The 20,094-nt window shown below is 68.3% G+C and carries 22 protein-coding genes; 15 read left to right on the top strand and 7 right to left on the bottom strand.

Annotated elements, in window-relative coordinates; all coding sequences use genetic code 11:
• Positions 1 to 41: 41 nt before the first annotated feature.
• Together ADBZ6K_RS12725 and ADBZ6K_RS12720 are read right to left on the bottom strand one after the other, a co-directional pair.
• A complete protein-coding gene (locus tag ADBZ6K_RS12725) occupies positions 42 to 821 on the bottom strand; it encodes a class I SAM-dependent methyltransferase (RefSeq protein WP_526347246.1) in 780 nt (259 codons plus the stop codon).
• On the bottom strand, positions 818 to 1,330 hold the full coding sequence (locus ADBZ6K_RS12720) for a DUF2505 family protein (protein WP_526347095.1): 513 nt from the start codon (positions 1,328 to 1,330) through the stop codon (positions 818 to 820). Before ADBZ6K_RS12720 ends, ADBZ6K_RS12725 begins: the two co-directional genes overlap by 4 nt.
• A gap of 26 nt (positions 1,331 to 1,356) precedes the next feature.
• On the opposite strand from ADBZ6K_RS12720, the gene ADBZ6K_RS12715 reads away from it, so the two are divergent.
• Positions 1,357 to 2,430 (top strand): UDP-N-acetylmuramate dehydrogenase, encoded by a 1,074-nt coding sequence (locus ADBZ6K_RS12715; RefSeq protein ID WP_526347093.1) that lies wholly within the window; start codon positions 1,357 to 1,359, stop codon positions 2,428 to 2,430.
• A 15-nt stretch (positions 2,431 to 2,445) separates the two neighbouring features.
• A complete protein-coding gene (locus ADBZ6K_RS12710; protein WP_526347091.1) occupies positions 2,446 to 3,741 on the top strand; it encodes an Ig-like domain-containing protein in 1,296 nt (431 codons plus the stop codon).
• A gap of 83 nt (positions 3,742 to 3,824) precedes the next feature.
• On the opposite strand, the gene ADBZ6K_RS12705 is transcribed toward ADBZ6K_RS12710, so the two are convergent.
• Entirely contained in the window at positions 3,825 to 4,574 is a 750-nt protein-coding gene (locus ADBZ6K_RS12705; RefSeq protein ID WP_526347089.1) for an SDR family oxidoreductase, read from the bottom strand.
• Positions 4,575 to 4,834: 260 nt separating this feature from the next.
• Between ADBZ6K_RS12705 and ADBZ6K_RS12700 the strand changes: the two genes are divergently transcribed.
• The 3 genes from ADBZ6K_RS12700 to ADBZ6K_RS12690 all read left to right on the top strand — a co-directional run bounded on the left by ADBZ6K_RS12700 (position 4,835) and on the right by ADBZ6K_RS12690 (position 8,012).
• Positions 4,835 to 6,028: an ROK family protein gene (locus ADBZ6K_RS12700; RefSeq protein WP_526347244.1), complete on the top strand. Its 1,194-nt coding sequence runs from the start codon at positions 4,835 to 4,837 to the stop codon at positions 6,026 to 6,028.
• 131 nt (positions 6,029 to 6,159) lie between these two features.
• Entirely contained in the window at positions 6,160 to 7,503 is a 1,344-nt protein-coding gene (mshA, locus tag ADBZ6K_RS12695) for a D-inositol-3-phosphate glycosyltransferase (RefSeq protein ID WP_526347242.1), read from the top strand.
• Positions 7,500 to 8,012 carry a YbjN domain-containing protein gene (locus ADBZ6K_RS12690; protein ID WP_526347087.1) on the top strand — a complete coding sequence of 171 codons (513 nt, stop codon included), beginning with the start codon at positions 7,500 to 7,502 and terminating at the stop codon, positions 8,010 to 8,012. The genes mshA and ADBZ6K_RS12690 overlap by 4 nt, the downstream gene beginning before the upstream one ends.
• Here ADBZ6K_RS12690 and ADBZ6K_RS12685 read toward each other — a convergent pair.
• Both ADBZ6K_RS12685 and ADBZ6K_RS12680 read right to left on the bottom strand, forming a co-directional pair.
• Positions 8,009 to 8,155 (bottom strand): hypothetical protein, encoded by a 147-nt coding sequence (locus ADBZ6K_RS12685; RefSeq protein WP_526347085.1) that lies wholly within the window; start codon positions 8,153 to 8,155, stop codon positions 8,009 to 8,011. The two genes, ADBZ6K_RS12690 and ADBZ6K_RS12685, sit on opposite strands and share 4 nt — an antisense overlap.
• 98 nt (positions 8,156 to 8,253) lie before the next feature.
• A complete protein-coding gene (locus tag ADBZ6K_RS12680) occupies positions 8,254 to 9,207 on the bottom strand; it encodes a trypsin-like serine peptidase (RefSeq protein ID WP_526347083.1) in 954 nt (317 codons plus the stop codon).
• A gap of 204 nt (positions 9,208 to 9,411) precedes the next feature.
• On the opposite strand from ADBZ6K_RS12680, the gene ADBZ6K_RS12675 reads away from it, so the two are divergent.
• The 3 genes from ADBZ6K_RS12675 (at position 9,412) to regX (ending at position 12,174) form a co-directional block, all read left to right on the top strand.
• Positions 9,412 to 10,161, top strand: a complete 750-nt coding sequence (locus tag ADBZ6K_RS12675; protein ID WP_526347081.1) for a phosphoglyceromutase — start codon at positions 9,412 to 9,414, stop codon at positions 10,159 to 10,161.
• A gap of 139 nt (positions 10,162 to 10,300) precedes the next feature.
• Positions 10,301 to 11,482 (top strand): sensor histidine kinase, encoded by a 1,182-nt coding sequence (locus ADBZ6K_RS12670; RefSeq protein WP_526347079.1) that lies wholly within the window; start codon positions 10,301 to 10,303, stop codon positions 11,480 to 11,482.
• 5 nt (positions 11,483 to 11,487) lie between these two features.
• Positions 11,488 to 12,174, top strand: coding sequence for a two-component sensory transduction protein RegX (gene regX / locus ADBZ6K_RS12665; protein WP_526347077.1), 687 nt, complete (start codon positions 11,488 to 11,490; stop codon positions 12,172 to 12,174).
• Positions 12,175 to 13,119: 945 nt separating this feature from the next.
• Here regX and ADBZ6K_RS12660 read toward each other — a convergent pair.
• A complete protein-coding gene (locus ADBZ6K_RS12660) occupies positions 13,120 to 13,419 on the bottom strand; it encodes a YciI family protein (protein ID WP_526347075.1) in 300 nt (99 codons plus the stop codon).
• Positions 13,420 to 13,426: 7 nt separating this feature from the next.
• A complete protein-coding gene (locus ADBZ6K_RS12655; RefSeq protein ID WP_526347073.1) occupies positions 13,427 to 14,212 on the bottom strand; it encodes a DUF3109 family protein in 786 nt (261 codons plus the stop codon).
• Between the two features lie 239 nt (positions 14,213 to 14,451).
• Here ADBZ6K_RS12655 and ADBZ6K_RS12650 point away from each other — a divergent pair, with 239 nt between their 5' ends.
• From ADBZ6K_RS12650 to ADBZ6K_RS12620, 7 genes are all read left to right on the top strand, one after another.
• On the top strand, positions 14,452 to 15,417 hold the full coding sequence (locus tag ADBZ6K_RS12650) for a Ppx/GppA family phosphatase (protein WP_526347071.1): 966 nt from the start codon (positions 14,452 to 14,454) through the stop codon (positions 15,415 to 15,417).
• 64 nt (positions 15,418 to 15,481) lie between these two features.
• Complete coding sequence (locus ADBZ6K_RS12645) at positions 15,482 to 16,501, top strand: Rv0497 family membrane protein (RefSeq protein WP_526347069.1); 1,020 nt, start codon at positions 15,482 to 15,484, stop codon at positions 16,499 to 16,501.
• A 6-nt stretch (positions 16,502 to 16,507) separates the two neighbouring features.
• Complete coding sequence (locus tag ADBZ6K_RS12640; protein WP_526347067.1) at positions 16,508 to 17,353, top strand: sugar phosphate isomerase/epimerase family protein; 846 nt, start codon at positions 16,508 to 16,510, stop codon at positions 17,351 to 17,353.
• Between the two features lie 74 nt (positions 17,354 to 17,427).
• A complete protein-coding gene (gene proC / locus ADBZ6K_RS12635) occupies positions 17,428 to 18,300 on the top strand; it encodes a pyrroline-5-carboxylate reductase (RefSeq protein WP_526347065.1) in 873 nt (290 codons plus the stop codon).
• A gap of 140 nt (positions 18,301 to 18,440) precedes the next feature.
• Positions 18,441 to 18,698, top strand: coding sequence for a helix-turn-helix domain-containing protein (locus tag ADBZ6K_RS12630; RefSeq protein WP_526347063.1), 258 nt, complete (start codon positions 18,441 to 18,443; stop codon positions 18,696 to 18,698).
• Between the two features lie 139 nt (positions 18,699 to 18,837).
• A complete protein-coding gene (locus ADBZ6K_RS12625) occupies positions 18,838 to 18,939 on the top strand; it encodes a 30S ribosomal protein bS22 (protein WP_003402602.1) in 102 nt (33 codons plus the stop codon).
• A gap of 48 nt (positions 18,940 to 18,987) precedes the next feature.
• The gene (locus ADBZ6K_RS12620) at positions 18,988 to 20,085 is read left to right on the top strand and encodes an SDR family oxidoreductase (protein ID WP_526347240.1); all 1,098 of its coding nucleotides are present in this window, start codon (positions 18,988 to 18,990) and stop codon (positions 20,083 to 20,085) included.
• The last annotated feature ends 9 nt before the right edge of the window (positions 20,086 to 20,094 follow it).

Below are 20,094 nucleotides of genomic sequence, written 5' to 3'. Positions count from 1 at the left end.
GGTGAAAATCGCAGCCAGGAATGCTATTTCGCGGGTGCACTTCACGCAGGGGCGACCAACTCCCACGGCACGGTGAGCACCCCGTCGCGCATCCTGCGGCGGGGCGGCTCGACGGGATAGCCCTCGTCGCGAAGCAAGCCCAACATGGCCCGCCAGCGTATCCGCGGGCCGAAGACGCCGTGTCCGGCGGCGCTGGCCCAGGCGCGGTCAGCGGCGAGTAGCAGCGCGTGGATCGCGTACCCGGCGACGTTGTGGTGAATGAGCACCTTCGGCAGCCGTTCGGCGAGATCCGACGGACGGTCGATGGCGAACGGGTCGCACGCCAGGGTCAGGCTGACCGGTCCCTCCGCGTCCAGCAGCACCCACGCGCAGCGGCGGCCGAGTTCGTCGCAGGTGCCGTCGACGATCAGCCCGCCGGGGGCGAGCCGGGCGCGCATCATCGCCCACGCGCCGGGCACCTCCTCGGGCGGATACTGCCGCAGCACGTTGAACGCGCGGACCAGCACCGGACGCAGCCCCGCCAGCTCGAACCCACCCAGGGCGAAGGTCACGCCGCGCCGCGGGGCCACTACGCGCTCGGGATGGATCTCCAGACCGACGACGCGCACATCCGGCCGCACCGCGCGCAGGCGCTCCGCGAGTTCCAGCGTGGTGATCGGAAGTGCGCCGTATCCGAGGTCGATCGCGAGCGGGTCGGCGGCGGACTGGATCGCGGTCCGCACGCGCGGTTCGTGGACCAGCCAGCGGTCGCCGCGGCGCAGCCGGTTGTGGCCCGTGGTGCCGCGGGTGGGCTGCCCGACCGGCCCCGGCGTTCCCCTCAGGTGTGCTCCGCGATCCAGTGCGTGGTGAACCGCTGCTCCGCGATGAGCAGGTCGATCAATCCCTTGCCGATGAACTCCTCGATCTTGCCGCCGACCAGCGGGACGCGGACGTCCACGGTGATCGTGAATTCCTGCCGCGACCCGGTGCCCGCCGATTTCGGAGCCAGGGTCATCGCGGCGGACAGCGACGCGGGGGCGCCCGGGACGGTGCCGACGATCTTGCCGGTCGCCCGGCCGTCACGCACCGGGGTCCAGCGCTCCTCGCGCTTGATGGTCAGGTCGCCCCGGTAGAACTGGGCGACGACGCCGGGCAGCCGGTCGGCGCGCAGCACCTGTGTCGTCGTGATGCCGATGGCGCCGTCCGCGCTGACCTGCAGTGAGTCCAGCGTCGCGCGGTCGGCGCCGGAATCGGCAAGCCGCGCCTGCCAGTACGGATCCTCGCCGAATGTCCCGTGTAGCTGTTCGACGCTGCCCTCGTATTCGGCGGCGATGTCGAATGAGCGCGGCATAGCTGGTCACGCTACCGTTACCGCCCGTGGTCAGTTCGCGTGTCGCCGGTGTCGCGGTCGCCGAATCGGTTCCGTTGGCCCCACTGACCACGCTGCGGGTCGGGCCTGTGGCCCGCCGCCTGATCGACTGCGCCACCACCGAGCAGCTCGTCGCGGTGGTGAGGGCCCTCGACGCCGACGGGTCGGGACCGGTACTGCTGCTGGCCGGCGGCTCCAATGTGGTGCTCGGCGACGATCAGCCAGACCTGACGGTGGTGCGGGTCGCCAACGCCGCGATCACCGTCGAGGGCGACCTGGTGCGCGCCGAGGCCGGTGCGGTGTGGGACGACGTCGTCGTCGCCGCCCTGGACAACGGGCTGGGCGGGCTGGAATGCCTGTCGGGCATCCCCGGCTCGGCGGGGGCCACACCGGTGCAGAACGTCGGGGCCTACGGCGCGGAGGTGGCCGACACCATCATCCGGGTGCGGCTGCTGGACCGCCGGACGGGGCGTGACCATTGGGTGGCGCCCGGGGAGCTGCGGTTCGGCTACCGGACCAGCGTCCTCAAGCATTCCGATGCGGCCGTCGTCCTCGAGGTGGAGTTCAGGCTGGACTCCGCGGGCCGCAGCGCGCCGCTCCGCTACGGCGAACTCACCGCGGTCCTGGGAGCCGAACCCGGCACGCGCACGGATCCGGTACGCGTCCGCGACGCGGTCCTCGCGCTGCGGGCAGGCAAAGGCATGGTGCTCGACGACTCCGACCACGACACCTGGAGCGTCGGCTCGTTCTTCACCAATCCCGTGGTGACGACCGCCCAGTTCGACAGGCTGCGCGTCGCCGTCGGGGAACCCCTTGCCGGCGCCGTCCCCCACTATCTCGCGAACGACGGCGTGAAGCTGGCCGCGGGCTGGCTGGTGGAGCGGGCCGGGTTCGGCAAGGGGTTCCCCGGCGCCGGCGCCCCGGCGACGCTGTCGACCAAACACGCGCTGGCGCTGACGAACCGGGGCTGGGCCACGACCGCCGACGTGATCGCGCTGGCCAGACGTGTCCGCGACGGTGTGCGTTCGGCATTCGGGATCGAACTCACACCGGAGCCGGTACTGGTTGGGTGCACTCTCTAGGTAGCCTGTTTACACGTGAGCCCAGCCCGCGGATTGCCGCCGATCAGTCGGCGGCGTGCCTTGGCCGCCCTCGCGGTGATCGCCGCCCCGGGCGCGCTGGCCGCGTGTACCCAACACCCGGCCGGCAAGCCGGATGACGCGGCCGCCCCCGCCGCGCCGTCGTTGACGTTCCAGCCCGCCGACGCCGCCACCGGCGTGGCGCCCACCGCTCCAGTCGGGGTCGAGGTCAGCAACGGCTGGATCCAGCGACTCACACTGACCAATGCCGACGGCAAGGTGGTCGCGGGCGAGTTGAATCGCGACCACACCGCCTATGCCACCACCGAACCCCTCGGCTACGGGGTGACCTACACCTGGGCGGGTTCCGTGGTAGGCCGTGATGGCAAGGCGGTCCCGGTCACGGGCGAGTTCACCACCGTCGAACCCACCACGCAGGTCAACGGCCAGTTCCAGCTCGCCGACGGCCAGGTCGTCGGCGTTGCGGCGCCCGTCATCCTGCAGTTCGACGCCTCGATCAGCGATAAGGCATCGGTCGAGAAGGCGCTGAAGGTCACCACCGAGCCGGCGGTGGAGGGGAGCTGGGCGTGGCTGCCCGACGAGGCCGCCGGGTCGCGGGTGCACTGGCGCAGCCGTGAGTACTTCCCGCCGGGGACCACGGTGCGGGTGGACGCCCGGCTGTACGGCGTGCCGTTCGGGGATGGCGCCTACGGTGCGCAGGACGCCACGCTGGACTTCTCCATCGGGCGCCGCCAGGTCGTCAAGGCGGAGGCGTCCAGCCACCGTATCCAGGTGATCACCGACGACGGGGTGATCATGGACTTCCCGTGCAGCTACGGCGAGGGCGACCTGCCGCGCAACGTCACCCGCAGCGGCGTCCACGTCGTCACCGAGAAGTACGAGGACTTCTACATGTCCAACCCGGCCGCCGGGTACAGCAACGTCCACGAGCGGTTCGCGGTGCGCATCTCCAACAACGGCGAGTTCATCCATGCGAACCCGGCAAGCCTTGGCGCGCAAGGCAATACCAACGTGACCAACGGCTGCATCAACCTGTCGATCGACGACGCGCAGCAGTATTTCAACAGCGCGGTGTACGGCGACCCGGTCGAAGTCAGCGGCACCTCGATCGAGCTGTCCTACGCCGACGGGGACATCTGGGACTGGGCCGTCGGCTGGGACGAGTGGACGTCGATGTCGGCCATCAGCGCCAAGACACCGTCCGGTATCCCCGCGAGCGCGCCTGCCACACCGTCGGACGCACCGACGCTGTCGGGCACGCCGACGACAAGCCCCGCTCCCGCCGGTGGCTGACGCGCCCAATCGCCGAGCGTGGACATGTCGCACACGCGCGTCGATGTAGCGTCGCATAAGTCGACGCTCGACAGGGGGAGGACCTACTGGCGGCGGTTGAGCCGTCCGCCGCTCACCTGATCGCGCGGCCGGATCACGACCAAGTCCAGGTCGACGTGTGACGGCCGGGATGCGACGAACCCGATGACCTCCGCGACGTCCTCGGCCACCAGTGGGGTTAGCCCCGCATAGACCGCGTCGGCGCGCGCGGAGTCGCCCTCGAAGCGGCGCAGCGAGAAGTCCGTCTTCACCATTCCCGGCGCGATCTCGGTGAGCCGCACCGGCTTTCCCAACAGCTCACCGCGCAGCGTGCGATGCAGCACACCCTGGGCGTGTTTCGCGGAGGTGTAACCCGACCCACCGTCGTACGTCTCCAGCGCCGCGACCGAGGTGACGGTGACGATCAGCCCGTCGCCGGAGGCGATCAGCAGGGGCAGCAACGCGCGTGTCACCCGCAGCGTGCCCAGCACGTTGGTCTCCCACATCCAGCGCCAGTGATCCAGATCGGCGTCGGCCACCGGTGCCAGTCCGCGCGCCCCACCTGCGTTGTTCACCAGCACATCGACTCGGTCGAGTTGGCGCGCCAGATCGGCCACCGCGGCGTCGTCGGTGACATCCGCCACAACAGCGGTTCCGCCGATCTCGCGGGCCAACGTTTCGACCCGGCCCGCTCGGCGCGCCACGCACACTACGTGAAAGCCTTGTGCGGCAAGAGTTTTCGCGGTCGCTTCACCGATTCCGGCGCTGGCCCCGGTCACCACCGCGACGCGCTGGCCGGCTGGAGGAGTCGTCATCCGAACAACCTTAGTTGGCGTGCTAAGTTCTTCGTGTGTATCGGACTGGTCAGGCATTCGGCCTCGCCGCGCGGCGCGCGTGTTGTTGTTGTCGCGCATCTCGCCGCGCCTGACCGAGCCAAGGACTTTCCGCCCGTCCTTCTGAGTCTCCAGGTGTGGCCACCGCCCACCACCCGACTCACAATAAGGACACCTCCGTGCTCAACTCGGATCGCGCGCTTCGCGTACACACCGCCACCGCTCTCCGGCAGCGCCCCTCGCTGAACCGCCATCACATCGTCGCCCCCTCGCTGCGGCTGGCCGACGCCGCCGCCGCGTCGGTTTTCGCAGCGGCCCGCACCCGCGGCCCGATCGCACGCGACACCATCGCCAAAGTCACCCAGCTGAGCATCGCGACAGTGAACCGTCAGGTGACCGCCCTCTTGGACGCGGGGGTGCTGCGAGAACGCGCCGACCTCGCGGTGTCCGGCGCGATCGGTCGCCCACGCGTGCCCGTAGAGGTCAATCACGAACCGTTCCTGACGCTGGGCCTGCACATCGGGGCCAGGACCACCAGCATCGTTGCCACCGACCTGTTCGGCAGGACGCTGGACGCGGTTGAGACGGCGACGCCGCGCGGCGGGCAGGCTGCCGCCCTGACATCGCTGGCTGAGAGCGCCCGGCGTTACCTCGGCCGCTGGCACCGCCGCAGGCCGTTGTGGGTGGGGGTGGCCGCGGGCGGCGTCGTCGATTCCGCCGTGGGACACCTGAACCATTCGCGGCTGGGCTGGTCGGATGCGCCCGTCGGGCCGGTGCTGGCGGAGGCGCTCGGGCTGCCGGTGTCGCTGGCCTCCCACGTCGACGCCATGGCTGGTGCCGAACTGCTGCTCGGCGTGCGCCGCCTGCAGGGTCCCGCCCAGACCAGCCTGTACGTATATGCGCGCGAGACCGTCGGCTACGCACTGTCGATCGGCGGTGAGGTGCATTCGCCGATCAGCGGCCCGGGAACCATCGCCGCGCTACCCGCACACTCCGAATTGCTGGGCGGCAGTGGCCAATTGGAGTCAACCGTCAGCGACGAGGCCGTGCTCGCGGCGGCTCGCAAGCTGCGCATCGTTGCGCCCGACGGTGCGGCCTCCACACTGGCCGCCGTGCAGCGGGCGGCCCGACAGGGCGATCCCCGGGCCGTGGAACTGCTGGCCGAACGGGCCCGAGTGCTCGGGGAGGCCGTAGCTCTCCTGCGCGACCTGCTCAACCCGGACGACCTGGTCGTCGGCGGCCAGGCGTTCACCGAGTACCCCGAGGCCATGGGGCAGGTCGAAGAGGCCTACGCCGCGCGATCGGTGCTGCCAACCCGGGCCATCCGCGTCACCGCCTTCGGCAACCGGGTGCAGGAAGCGGGCGCCGGCGTGGTCTCCCTCGGCGGAATCTACGCCGACCCCATCGGCGCGATGCGGCGCGCGCTGGCCGCCTGATCGCCGAAGCGCCGCACGCGTCGGGTGCCGATGCGCCGCACGCGTCGCGTGCCGGGCGACCCCGCGCGACCAGGGCCCTTCGCGGACAGTGCAAAGATAGCGGAGTGCGGCGTGACTCAAATCCGACCGGGATCCCTGCGGCGCAGCCCGACGGTGAAGGCGTCCGGGCTGTCGGTCCGGATGTCGCCGTCCCGGCTCCCAAACGCGTCGCGGTGATCTCCGTGCACACCTCACCTCTCGCCCAGCCCGGCACCGGTGACGCGGGCGGCATGAACGTCTACGTGCTGCAGACCGCACTGCACATGGCCCGCCGCGGCGTCGAGGTGGAGATCTTCACCAGGGCCACGTCGTCGGCCGATCCGCCGATTGTGCGGGTGGCCCCCGGGGTGCTGGTGCGCAACGTCATCGCCGGCCCCTTCGAGGGACTCGACAAATACGACCTGCCCACGCAGCTCTGCGCGTTCACCGCGGGCGTGCTGCGCGCCGAGGCGACCCACGAGCCCGGGTACTACGACGTCGTGCATTCGCACTACTGGCTCTCCGGTCAGGTGGGCTGGCTGGCCAGGGACCGCTGGGCGGTTCCGCTCGTGCACACCGCGCACACGCTGGCCTCCGTGAAGAATGCCGCGCTGGCCGAGGGTGATTCACCGGAGCCGCCGCTGCGCGCGGTGGGTGAGCAGCAGGTCGTCGACGAAGCCGACCGGTTGGTCGTCAATACCGAACTCGAAGCGCACCAACTGATTTCGCTGCATCATGCCAATCCGGCCAGAATCGACGTGGTCCATCCGGGGGTGGATCTCGACATGTTCACCCCCGGTGACAGGCTCGCCGCCCGCGCCGAACTCGGGCTGGCGCCCGACGAACGGGTGCTGGCGTTCATCGGCAGGATCCAACCGCTCAAGGCGCCCGATGTGCTGCTGCGCGCAGCCGCGAAACTGCCAGGGGTGCGGGTGCTGGTGGCCGGTGGGCCATCCGGCAGCGGGCTGCAGGCGCCCGACACGCTCATCCGGCTGGCCGACGAGCTGGGCATCTCCTCGCGCGTGACATTCCTGCCGCCGCGCACGCGTGAGCAGCTCGTCGGCGTGTACCGGGCCGCCGACCTCGTCGTCGTGCCCAGCTACTCCGAATCCTTCGGGCTGGTGGCGGTCGAGGCCCAGGCCTGCGGCACCCCGGTGGTCGCCGCGGCCGTCGGCGGGCTGCCGGTCGCGGTGCGCGACGGCGTCAGCGGCACCCTGGTCGACGGCCACGACGCGGGTGATTGGGCACGGGCCGTCGACGACCTCCTGCGCCGTGGCCCGCAGACGATGAGCGCGGCCGCGGTCGAGCACGCCGGCGGCTTCTCGTGGTTACACACCGTCGACGGGCTGCTCGCCAGCTACGGACGTGCGATCGTCGACTACCGGCGGGACCACCAGCCCGCGACACCCCCGCGCACCGGACGTCGGTTCTCGATGCGAAGGGGTGTCCGCGCTTGACCGCATCGGTGCAGCGGGTCATCGAGGACACCCTCGACGAGCACGGCCTGATCTACACCCATCACGCGGGGGCGCACGGTGGGCTGCCCGGCATCATCGTCGAGTTGCCCGGCGAACGCAGGCTCAAGACCAACACCATCCTGTCCATCGGGGAGCACTCGGTGCGGGTGGAGGCGTTCGTCTGCCGCAAACCCGACGAGAACCACGAGGCGGTCTACCGCTTCCTGCTCAAGCGCAACCGCAGGCTCTACGGGGTGGCCTACACCCTCGACAACGTCGGCGACATCTACCTCGTCGGGCGGATGGCGCTGAGCGCGGTGACCGCCGACGAGATCGACCGGGTGCTCGGGCAGGTGCTCGAGGCCGTCGACTCCGACTTCAACACCCTGCTGGAGTTGGGCTTCCGCTCGTCGATCCAGAAGGAGTGGGAGTGGCGGGTCGCCCGCGGTGAGTCCCTGAAGAACCTGCGGGCCTTCGAGCACCTCATCGAGCATCCCGAGGCGCGCTAATCCATCTCCACGGTCAGCCGGGTGTCGGCGTCGACGATGCGCACCAGGACGTTCCTGGTCGAACCCCCGAAGTACACGCCGAACTCGTAATCACCGAATCCTGTGGGTGTGAAACGTATTTCACCCAGGCGATCAGTGATCATGGCGAGGTCGTGGAATTCGCCTGGCGCCGCGACGATGCTGACCACAGCACCTGACAACGGCCGCCCGGCGGCATCCTGGAATGCGACGACGGCCAACCTCAGGCCCCGAGGTTCTTCCAGTTCTGCAGGTTGTTGAACACCCCACTGGTGATCCTGGTGGCCGAGTTGCCCGACGAGCTTCCGTTGGTGTGAACACCGACCGCGTAGCGGTTGCCGTTCTGCAGCACCCACACCGGCGAACCGCTCTGACCGCCGTAGGTGTCGATGTCGTAGGTGATCACCTGGGCGGACACCGACTTGGGGCGCTGGGCCATGAACCACTGCTGGCGCCCGCCCTTGTCACCCGGATAACCCGACAGGTTCAGAGCCGAGCCGAGCAGCGCCGAGTCGGACCGGGTGGCGAATCCGAAGGAGCCGGGGAACCGATCGAACGGGGTTGCCAGAAGGATGGCGCCGTAGTCATTTTCACGCTTCTTGCTGTTGACCCAGCCCGTCGTGCTGCGCAGCGCTGTGCCGACCCGGGCGCCGAACGGCTCGGCGGCATCATTGCATCCGGGGACGACCCGGATCGAGCGAGCCCAGCCGCCCGCGTCATGCAGGAACACACAATGGCCCGCGGTGATGATGGTGCGCGGGTTGATCAACCACCCGGTCCCGATGAACTGGCGCCCGTCGGCCGCGGTGATGCGCAGAGCGCAGATCGCCGACCAAGGGTAGACGCCGGTGTTCTGGATCCGGACGCGGTCGTCCGTCCCGATGATGACCCGGGACAGGTCGGCCAGTTCCGGATAGCTGCCGACGATCGCATCCAGGACGGTGGGGCCGCCCCCGGTTTCATCGCCGCCCGCGGGCTCACCGGCCTCCGTCTGGACGTCCTCGGACGGCTGTACGGCGGCATTGGTCACCTCCGCGTCGAGGTTGTGGTTGTTGAGGTCGAGCCCGTTGGGTGATTCGTACTCGGTAGCCGGTACCGCCGCCGAATCTTCTGTGGGTCCGGAGTCGCCGACCACCTCGTAGGCGGTGATGTTGTTGGTATGCGTTGCGCTGGTCACGATGGATATCCCCCCATGTGTCGTAGAAATCGGACGCACCATGGTGTGTTTGCGCAGGAGCTGCGCCCAAGGGTAGAGGTGTACGCGAGTTCTGCGGCGCCTTGTACTCATGGCGGAGTACTTGGCGAATATCCGCGTCTTGCACACCCGACCTTGATCTCGTTACCCGGCGCGGCCGGTGCCGCCCGTGAGAGGATCGGTGCCATGGGAGACTCGACGCTGATCTTGCTTCGCCACGGCGAAAGCGAATGGAATGCACTCAATTTGTTCACCGGCTGGGTAGACGTCGATCTCACCGACAAGGGCCGGGCCGAGGCCGTCCGCGCGGGGGAGTTGATCGCCGAGGAGGATCGCCAGCCCGACGTGCTGTACACGTCGCTGCTGCGGAGGGCGATCACCACCGCGCACGTCGCCTTGGACACGGCGGACCGGCTGTGGATCCCGGTACACCGCGACTGGCGTCTCAACGAACGCCACTACGGCGCGCTGCAGGGCCTGGACAAGGCGGAGACGAAGTCCAAGTACGGCGAGGAGCAGTTCATGGCCTGGCGCCGTAGCTATGACACTCCGCCGCCCCCGATCGAGAAGGGCAGCAAGTACAGCCAGGACGCCGACCCGCGGTACGCCGACATCGACGGTGGACCGCTCACCGAATGCCTGGCCGACGTGGTCGCCCGGTTCGTGCCCTACTTCACCGAGGCCATCGTGCCCGACCTGCAGGCAGGCAAGACCGTGCTGATCGCCGCGCACGGCAACTCGCTGCGCGCGCTGGTGAAGTATCTCGACGGCATGTCCGACGAGGCGGTCGTGGAACTCAACATTCCGACCGGCATCCCGCTGCGCTATGACCTCGACGGCGATCTGAAGCCCAAGGTCGTCGGCGGCACCTACCTGGACCCGGAGGCCGCCGCCGCAGGCGCCGCCGCCGTTGCGGCCCAAGGCGCCGCCAAGTAGGTGCCTGACGGGGCCGGCGGCATCGCACCGGCAAACATCGCGTGAACGCACCGCGAATACCTGGTCGGGAGTGTGTGACTTGTCCCGATTTGGCCGCACGCTGCTGGGATGACGTTCACCGAATGCGTACGCTTTTCTCGTGAGTGCGTTAAGTGCGCTGCTGTTGACGGCAGTCGTGGCGCTCCTCGCACTGACGATCGGCGCCGCGATCGGTGCCGGTCTCGCACCGCGGATCACCGAGCGCAGGCGCGCCGAGGCATCCGCGCAGGCAGGGATAACCGTCTCTCAGATGCTCGCGCACATCGTCTCAGCGGCGCCGGTGGGCATCGTCGTCGTGGACACCTATCGTGACGTCGTCTACCTCAACGAGCGCGCCCGCGAGCTGGGCCTGGTGCGTGACCGGCTGCTCGACGACCGCGCCTGGCTGGCCGCCGAACGCACGCTGGCCACCGGCGAGGACATCGAGGTCGACCTGTCCCCGCGCAGGCGGGCACACCCCGGTCGCTCCGGCCTTTCGGTGCGCGGCCAGGTCAAGCTGCTCACCGAAGAGGACCGTAGGTTCGCCGTCGTCTACGTCGATGACGAGTCCGAGCATGCCCGTATGGAGGCCACTAGGCGTGATTTCGTGGCCAATGTCAGCCATGAGCTCAAGACGCCCGTCGGGGCGATGGGCGTGCTGGCCGAGGCGTTGCTCGCCTCTGCCGACGACCCCGACACCGTGTGCCACTTCGCCAACAAGATGCTCGCCGAATCGCACCGGCTGGCCAATATGGTCGGCGAGCTGATCGAGCTGTCGCGGCTGCAGGGTGCCGAGCGGCTGCCGGACCTGGAATCCGTCGAGGTCGACACCGTGGTGAACGAGGCGCTGTCGCGGCACAAGGTGGCCGCCGACAACGCGGATATCGCCATCACCACCGATGCGCCCACCGGCTTTCGCGTGCTGGGAGACGAGACGCTGCTCGTGACGGCGCTGGCGAACCTGATCTCCAACGCGATCGCCTACTCGCCCAACGGATCATCCGTCTCGATCAGCCGACGGCGCCGTGGCGACAACGTCGAGATCGCGGTCACCGACCGTGGCATCGGCATCGCGAAGTCCGACCAGGAACGGGTCTTCGAACGCTTTTTCCGCGTCGACAAGGCGCGCTCCCGGGCCACCGGCGGCACCGGGCTGGGCCTCGCGATCGTCAAGCACGTCGCGGCCAATCACAACGGCTCCATCCGGCTGTGGAGTCAGCCGGGCACGGGATCGACCTTCACACTGTCGATTCCGGCGAACCCCGAGACCGATGACCCATCGGACGACCGAGAGGACCATTGAGACCGATGACCAGTGTGTTGATCGTGGAGGACGAGGAGTCCCTGGCCGATCCCCTGGCCTTTCTGCTGCGCAAAGAGGGTTTCGAGGCCACCGTTGTCGCCGACGGGCCCTCGGCGCTGGCCGAATTCGAGCGCTCCGGCGCCGACATCGTGCTGCTCGACCTGATGCTGCCGGGAATGAGCGGTACCGACGTCTGCAAGCAGCTGCGGTCACGATCGAGTGTGCCGGTGATCATGGTGACCGCACGGGACAGCGAGATCGACAAGGTCGTCGGGCTGGAACTCGGTGCCGACGACTACGTCACCAAGCCCTACTCGGCGCGTGAGCTGATCGCGCGCATCCGGGCCGTGCTGAGGCGCGGCAGCGACGCCGACGATTCGGGCATCGGCGACAGCGTGCTGGAGGCCGGGCCAGTGCGGATGGATGTCGAGCGTCATGTGGTCAGCGTCAACGGGGAGTCGGTTACATTGCCGCTCAAGGAATTCGACCTTCTCGAGTATCTGATGCGCAACAGCGGACGGGTCCTCACCCGCGGCCAGCTGATCGACCGGGTGTGGGGTGCCGACTACGTCGGGGACACCAAGACGCTCGACGTACACGTCAAGCGTCTGCGGTCGAAGATCGAGGCAGACCCGGCCAACCCGGTGCATCTGGTCACCGTCCGCGGCCTGGGCTACAAGCTCGAGGGCTGATCGCTTCCCCTTTCCCGCGAGACGCAAGCTTCCCAGTTCGGTCATCTTTGCGTCCCTCGCGCGGAGGCAAGGGGGCACTCGCGCGGCGACTTCGTCTGTAACGACTGCGCAGTTGATCGCGCAACGCGGCGGGCTTTGCGTCTCTTGGTGCTGTCGATCATCCCTTCGGTAGATCGTCGTGGGGTCTCCGCGGTTCACCAGTGGCAGGCCGACGGGCTGTGTCGAGGGCGGATCAAGGGCCCCGCGGTCTCCCTGCTAGCGGACTGCTAGCGGCTATCCGTTCTGGGATCGGTGGCGAGGTGGCTGGCCCAGACATCGATCTCCTGCCGGGACGTGAGTCGCACCACGCGCAAGTTTGAATGGCGTGCATCGAGAGCAGGTACCCGGTCGCGACACTTGTTGCGGGTTCGGATTCCCCAGCGCAGATGTGATCGGGATCGCAGAAGAATCTGTGCAGGGACACTTCGTAATTGCCGTTCCACAACTCCACGCGCTGCAGCCGCCTACGGATCGTTCGGCGCACCAACTGATACAGCGCGATCGGTGTGGGGAGATCCAGCCAGAGCAGTGTGTCGGCACGCTCGGCAATCTGGGGACGGACAGATGAGTACTGCCACTCGATCACCCACGAGTGTCCAGAGATGATTCTCTCGACATCACTGACGAACTCAGGTCTCGGTTGCCAGTCGGGGCCGTGAAACAGACTATCGATCTCAACGTAGGGAAGCCCGAGGCGTTCAGACAGGGCCTTGGCCAGAGTTGATTTGCCCGAACCCGTTACTCCTGCGATGGCGATGCGCCGCGGTTGCCATGTGACTGGATCCGAAGCCGTCAGCATCGCATTGATCATAGCGAGCGCCGGTGGCAAGCCCGCCATCAACGAAGATCGCTTCCGTTGCGCCCGGTCAATCGTCGGTGACATGTTCACCATGAGGGGCAGAGCGGTCAGCCGGTGCGGGCGCCCATGATCTCGAAGACCTCGAACGTGTTGACGCCGGCGGAAACCGACGGATCGTCATCGCCCAACTCGAGGACCTCACCGCGACTGGTGGCGCGGACGATCCCGAGCCCCCAGACCCCTTCCGGGTCGGCGACCGGACCGTACACCACGACCTTGCCCGCGGTCAGCAACTCCTGCCAGTACTGCGAGTGCTGAGCCATCACCTGCTGCTCGTCAGCGGTCATCGTCTGCGCGAAGTCGTCGCGCGGCGGGATCAGGCGAAACAGGAACAGGGCTTCGCTCATGATCGCGCTAATCCGCGGCCAGGGTCGCCGGATGCACGGCGATGAGCCCTAAACCGCTGCGCCGCTTACACATTGCGGCCAGCTCCGCATAGGCCTTCTCGCCGAGGAGTTCGGTCAGTTCGGGGGCGTACGACTCCCACACCGCCTTGACGCCGACGTGCGCCGCCGGGTCACCCGTGCAGTACCAGTGCAGATCGGCGCCGCCCTCACCCCAGCCGCGACGGTCGTACTCTGTGACGGTGGTCCTGAGGATCTCCGTCCCGTCTGGGCGGGTCACCCAGTCCTGGGTGCGCCGGATCGGCAACTGCCAACAGACATCTGGCTTCATGGTGTGTGGTTCGCGGCCGAGCTTGAGCGCCTTGGTGTGCAGCGCGCACCCGATTCCCGCCTTGAAGCCGGGACGGTTCAGAAAAATGCAGGCGCCCTTGTACTTTCGGGTCCGCAGGTTGGGTTTTCCGTCGTACTCGTCCATTTCGAGGTAGCCCTTGCGGCCCAAGCCTCTGCTCCGGAACTCCCAGTCGTCGGCGGTGAGCTGCTTGACCGCGTCGTCGAGCCGGGCGCGGTCGTCGTCGTCGGACAGAAACGCGCCATGTGAGCAGCAGCCGTCGTCGGGCCGATCCTCGACGGTGCCCCGACATGCCGGCGTCCCGAAGACGCAGGTCCACCGGGACAACAGCCAGGTCAGATCCGCGGCGATCAGGTGCTCGGCATTGTCCGGGTCGTAGAACTCCACCCACTCGCGCGCGAAGTCGAGCTCCACCTCGCCGGGGTGATCAGAAGACCAGGTTGTCACGGCATTCAACCGTAGACGAGGATCCTCCCGCCCGAACCCCCGGCGCGCTCGATATCACCCGGTACACCTTCCCTTCCCGCCGCCCACCCGGTACGCCTTCCCGCCCGCCCACCGGTACGCCTTCCCGCCCGCCCACCGGTACGCCTTCCCGCCCCGCCCTTCCGCGCCCACGGTACGCCTTCCCGCCCGCCCACCCGGTGCCTTCGCCGACCGAACTGCTCCCCGCTAGGTTGGTCTCCGTGCGATTGGGCGTGTTGGACGTCGGCAGCAATACGGTTCATCTGTTGGTGGTCGACGCGCGCCGTGGTGGTCATCCGACGCCGATGAGTTCCACCAAGGCCGCGCTGCGCCTGGCGGAGGCCATCGACGACTCGGGCAAGCTGACGCGCAAGGGTGCCGACAAGCTCATCGACACCGTCGACGAGCTTGCCAAGATCGCCGCCAGCTCCGGATGTGTGGAACTCATGGCGTTCGCGACGTCAGCGGTGCGCGATGCACGGAACTCCGACGATGTGCTGGCCAGGGTGCGGGCAGAGACCGGGGTGGAACTGCAGGTGCTCAGCGGGGTCGACGAATCGCGATTGACGTTCTTGGCGGTGCGGCGGTGGTACGGCTGGAGCGCGGGCCGCATTATGAACATCGACATCGGCGGCGGTTCGCTGGAGCTATCCAACGGCGTCGACGAGGAGCCCGAGGTCGCGCTGTCGCTGCCCCTTGGCGCCGGCCGGCTGACGCGGGAGTGGTTGGCCAACGATCCGCCGGGCAGGCGCCGGGTGGCGGTGTTGCGGGATTGGCTGGCCACCGAACTCGCCGAGGCAGGAGCAACGATGCTCGAGGCGGGCAGCCCCGATCTCGCGGTCGCCACGTCGAAGACCCTGCGGTCGCTGGCACGGCTGACCGGTGCGGCGCCCTCTGGGGCGGGCCCCCGGGTAAAGCGCACATTGACTGCCACCGGTTTACGGCAGCTAATAGCATTCATCTCTAGGATGACGGCGGCTGACCGTGCCGAGTTGGAAGGGGTGAGTGCCGAGCGGGCCCCGCAGATCGTTGCCGGGGCGTTGGTAGCTGAGGCGAGCATGCGCGCGCTCAATATCGAAACAGTGGACATCTGCCCCTGGGCGTTGCGGGAAGGCCTGATTCTGCGGAAACTCGACAGCGAGGCCGATGGAACCGCCTTCGTGGAGACGCCCGTGCGCAGACGCTGAGCGCAGGACCGGAGGCGCACCCGCGCCGACATCGCAGAGTGGTAGGGCCCAGAGGCAGCACACGATGACAGGACCAGACAGCAGCAACCCCGACAGCCGCCCGATATCGGTCGCGGAGTTGCTGGCCAAGAACGGGACGATCGGCTCCCCGCCGGTGAGCGGGCGACGCAGGCGCCGCCGGGGTAACACCGACGCCGTAAGTGTCGCCGAGCTGACCGGTGAGATCCCCATCATCGCCGTGGATGCCGCCTCGCCCACCCCCTTGGTTCGCGATGCGGCGGTTCAGCCCGATGAGCTGGCGGCCCCGGCCCCGGCCCCGGCCCCGGCGTCGGCGAAGACGAACAGCGCGGCTGACGAGCAGCCCGTGGAACCGGAAGACGAGGCCGAGACGGACACCGAGGCAGAAGTGGAAGCCGAGGCAGAAGTCGACGCGGAAGGCAACCCCGAAACCCAGGCCGAGCCCGAACCGGTGACCGCACCGCCGCGCCGTCCGCTGTGGCGCCGGCCGACGACCGCCGCGGGCGCCGCAGAAGAGATGAGTCCCGACACCGTCGACGACGCGGGCGATGCTCTCGACGGCGCGATCGACGTCGAGGAACCCGAGGTCGACTATGCCGACGACATCGTCGAGGACGCCGACGCCGACGAGCTGCCGTCGTACCTCCGGTCGAGCCAGGATCCGCTGTTCGGCGGCGACACGGTCGCCGACGACGTGGCACGCCGCGGCGGCGAGTCGGGCGCCGAAGAACTCGAGGACGAGCTCAAGGACGGGGACCTCCAGGACCTCACCGACGAGGCCGACGCTGAGCCGGAGTCGAGGCTGTCGACGCTGCTGCGCGGCGCGTCCGTCGTCGGGCAATGTGTGATCGCCGTGGCGTTCGGGGCGGGCCTGTTCGTGGCCTTCGATCAGCTGTGGAAATGGAACAACATCGTCGCACTGGTGCTGTCGGTCCTGGTCATCCTCGGTCTGGTGGTCGGCGTGCGGGTGGTGCGTAAGACCGAAGACATCGGCAGCACGCTGATCGCGGTGGCGGTCGGGGCGCTGGTGACGCTGGGGCCGCTGGCGCTGCTTCAGTCGGGATAGGCGCCGGTGCGCCCATCCATCAAGGTCGGCCTGTCGACGGCTTCTGTGTATCCGCTGCGCACCGAGGCCGCGTTCGAGTACGCAGCGCGGCTGGGCTACGACGGCGTCGAGCTGATGGTGTGGGCCGAATCTGCCAGCCAGGACATGGATGCCATCGCGCGGTTGTCCGACCGCTACGGCGTTCCGGTCCTGTCCGTGCACGCCCCGTGCCTGCTCATCTCGCAGCGGGTGTGGGGGTCCAATCCGATCACCAAGCTGGAGCGCAGCGTGCGCGCCGCAGAGCAGCTGGGCGCCCAGACCGTGGTGGTGCACCCGCCGTTCCGCTGGCAGCGACGCTATGCCGAGGGATTCGGCGAGCAGGTGGCCGATTTGGAGGCGGACAGCGAAGTGATGGTGGCCGTCGAGAACATGTTTCCCTTCCGGGCCGACCGGTTCTTCGGCGCAGGCCAGACGTCCATCGAGCGGATGCGCAAGCGCGGCGGGAAGCCAGGTCCCGGCATCTCGGCGTTCGCGCCGTCCTACGACCCCCTGGACGGAGAGCACGCCCACTACACGCTCGATCTGTCGCACACCGCCACGGCGGGCACCGACGCGATCGACATGGCCCAGCGCATGGGCGACGGGCTGGTCCACCTGCACCTGTGCGACGGCAGCGGTGCGTCCACCGATGAGCACCTGGTCCCCGGCCGCGGTACCCAGCCCACCGTCGAGATCTGCCAGATGCTGGCCACCGGCGGCTTCTCCGGGCACGTCATCCTCGAAGTGACGACTTCCGGCGCGCGCACCTCCGCCGAGCGCGAGACGCTGCTCGTCGAGTCACTGCAGTTCGCGCGCACGTACCTGCTGCGCTGACCGCCCGAATCGCCGGTGGCCCGAAGCACCCCGGGAAGCGCGTGGCCGCACACCGTCATGCGATGCTGTGCGCCATGGCCAGAATCGCGATCATCGGTGGCGGAAGCATGGGCGAGTCTCTGCTTTCCGGGTTGTTGCGTGCCGGTCGCCAGGTCAAGGACCTGGTGGTCGCCGAGAAGAGCCCCGATCGAGCCAAGTACCTGGCCGAGAAGTATTCGGTGTTCGTCACCTCGGTGGCCGATGCCTCGGAAAACGCAGGCTACGTCATCGTCGCCGTGAAACCAGGCGACGTGGTGAACGTCGTCGACGAGGTCGCCGATGCGGCCGCCCACGCGGAGACCGATACCGCCGAGCAGGTGTTCGTCACCGTCGCCGCGGGGGTGACCACCTCGTTCTACGAGGCCAAACTGCCCGCCGGCTCCCCGGTGATCCGGGTGATGCCCAACGCGCCGGTGGTCGTCGGCGGGGGCGTCAGCGCCCTGGCGAGGGGGCGGTTCGCCACCCTCGACCACCTCAAGGAGGTGTCGTCCATTTTCGACGCCGTCGGCGGCGTGCTCACCGTCCCCGAGTCGCAGATGGATGCCGTCACCGCGGTGTCGGGCTCCGGGCCTGCCTACTTCTTCCTGATGGTCGAGGCGCTGGTCGACGCCGGCGTGGCGGTGGGGCTGTCGCGCGCGGTGGCCACCGACCTCGTCGTGCAAACGATGGCGGGCTCGGCCGCGATGCTGCTCGAGCGGCTCGACGAGGCGAACCCGGCGGGCGACGCGGCGATGGGGACGGCGATGGACACCACCGCGGCTCAGCTGCGGGCCACCGTCACCTCGCCAGGGGGGACCACGGCCGCTGGGCTGCGGGAACTCGAGCGCGGCGGATTGCGGTCCGCGGTCGCCAATGCGGTGGACGCGGCGAAGACCCGATCTGCGCAGCTGGGAATCACATCGCAGTAGTTCGATATTTTTCGATGGATTACCCCACACCCGTCGCAGTAACCCCATTGGTCCCGCTATTCTCCTCGTTGTATGCACGGGTTTTGCGCCAGCGGTGGGGAAGCCGCTGGGGCGGCCTGTGCCTGATGGATTGGGTTGCGATGACGTCTACGAACGGGCCATCGGCGCGGGATTCGGCTGGCGGTAAGCGGGACAACGGCGCTGCCGACGGCCAGCCGCCACGAGCTCAATTTCTCACCGTCGCTGAGGTCGCCAGCCTCATGCGGGTTAGCAAGATGACGGTTTACCGGCTCGTGCACAACGGCGAATTACCCGCCGTTCGAGTCGGTCGATCGTTCCGAGTGCACGCGAAGGCGGTCCACGACCTGCTCGAGACGTCGTACTTCGACGCCGGCTAGGCGACCGCAACGCACGACAACCGGCGTCGGGCCGGGCGTTTTCGCGCGGCCTGAGGTGCCGGGTAAAGTGACCGGGTCGAGTTCAGTTCTGCTGTGCGGAGCTGGGCGGAGGAATGCGAAAGATCAGGTAGCGGAGTTCATGGGTTCAGTCATCAAGAAGCGGCGCAAGCGTATGTCGAAGAAGAAGCACCGCAAGCTGCTTCGTCGTACCCGGGTGCAGCGCAGAAAACTTGGCAAGTAGCTCCCAGGCGCTCGGCAAGTAGCTTGCAAGCCTTCCCATTAGGCTGACCTGATGGATTCCGGGGGGCGTACAAACGGGGGGTCCAGTGACTCGTCGACTCCCGCCGGGCACTACCCCAAGGTGGTCTTGGTGACCGGGGCGTGCCGCTTCCTCGGTGGTTATCTGGTTGCTCGGCTTGCGCAGAACCCGCTGATCAATCACATCATCGCCGTCGATGCGATCGCGCCGAGCAAGGATCTGCTGCGCCGGATGGGACGGGCCGAGTTCGTACGGGCCGACATCCGGAACCCGTTCATCGCCAAGGTGATCCGCAACGGGAACGTCGACACCGTGGTGCACGCCGCCGCGGCGTCCTACGCGCCGCGCTCGGGTGGGCGGGCGACGCTGAAGGAACTCAACGTCATGGGTGCCATCCAGCTGTTCGCCGCGTGCCAGAAGGCGCCATCGGTGCGTCAGGTCGTCCTCAAGTCGACCTCGGAGGTGTACGGCTCCAGCTCGCGTGACCCCGTGTTGTTCACCGAGGACAGCAGCGCCAGGCGGCCGCCCGGTGAGGGATTCGCCAGGGACAGCATCGACATCGAGGGCTACGCCCGCGGCCTGGGCAGGCGGCGTCCCGACATCGCGGTCACCATCCTGCGGCTGGCGAACCTGATCGGACCGGCGATGGACACCGCGTTGTCGCGGTTCCTCGCGGGCCCGGTGGTCCCGACGATCCTGGGCCACGACGCCCGCCTGCAGCTGCTGCACGAGCAGGATGCGCTCGGGGTACTGGAGCGCGCCACGGTGGCGGGCAAGGCAGGGACGTTCAACGTCGGCGGCCCCGGAATCATCATGATGTCGCAGGCTATTCGGCGCTCGGGCCGTATTGCGCTGCCGATGCCGCGATCAGCACTGTGGGCGGTGAATTCGGTGGTGCGGGCCGGTTACACCGAGGTCGATCGCGAACAGTTGAACTACATCAGTTATGGCCGCGTCATGGATACGACACGAATGCGAAACGACCTCGGCTATACGCCGAAGTGGACGACTGTCGAGGCTTTCGACGATTACGTTCGGGGTCGAGGTTTGACTCCGATTATCGACCCGCGGTGGGTACGCTCAATGGAGAGTCGCGCCGTGGCGGCGGCGCAACGTTGGGGCCGGTAGCGGCCGATC

The organism is Mycobacterium sp. (assembly GCF_044223235.1).
In the GTDB taxonomy this organism is placed as follows: Bacteria; Actinomycetota; Actinomycetes; order Mycobacteriales; family Mycobacteriaceae; genus Mycobacterium.
This window is presented reverse-complemented; position numbering and strand designations above follow the sequence as displayed.

Coding starts and splice junctions, on each gene's coding strand:
- ADBZ6K_RS12720 (WP_526347095.1), bottom strand. CDS start 1,330: ATGCCGCGCTCATTCGACATCGCCGCCGAATACGAGGGCAGCGTCGAA.
- ADBZ6K_RS12630 (WP_526347063.1), top strand. CDS start 18,441: ATGACGTCTACGAACGGGCCATCGGCGCGGGATTCGGCTGGCGGTAAG.
- ADBZ6K_RS12660 (WP_526347075.1), bottom strand. CDS start 13,419: ATGAGCGAAGCCCTGTTCCTGTTTCGCCTGATCCCGCCGCGCGACGAC.
- proC (WP_526347065.1), top strand. CDS start 17,428: ATGGCCAGAATCGCGATCATCGGTGGCGGAAGCATGGGCGAGTCTCTG.
- ADBZ6K_RS12705 (WP_526347089.1), bottom strand. CDS start 4,574: ATGACGACTCCTCCAGCCGGCCAGCGCGTCGCGGTGGTGACCGGGGCC.
- ADBZ6K_RS12625 (WP_003402602.1), top strand. CDS start 18,838: ATGGGTTCAGTCATCAAGAAGCGGCGCAAGCGTATGTCGAAGAAGAAG.
- regX (WP_526347077.1), top strand. CDS start 11,488: ATGACCAGTGTGTTGATCGTGGAGGACGAGGAGTCCCTGGCCGATCCC.
- ADBZ6K_RS12685 (WP_526347085.1), bottom strand. CDS start 8,155: ATGATCACTGATCGCCTGGGTGAAATACGTTTCACACCCACAGGATTC.
- ADBZ6K_RS12645 (WP_526347069.1), top strand. CDS start 15,482: ATGACAGGACCAGACAGCAGCAACCCCGACAGCCGCCCGATATCGGTC.
- ADBZ6K_RS12675 (WP_526347081.1), top strand. CDS start 9,412: ATGGGAGACTCGACGCTGATCTTGCTTCGCCACGGCGAAAGCGAATGG.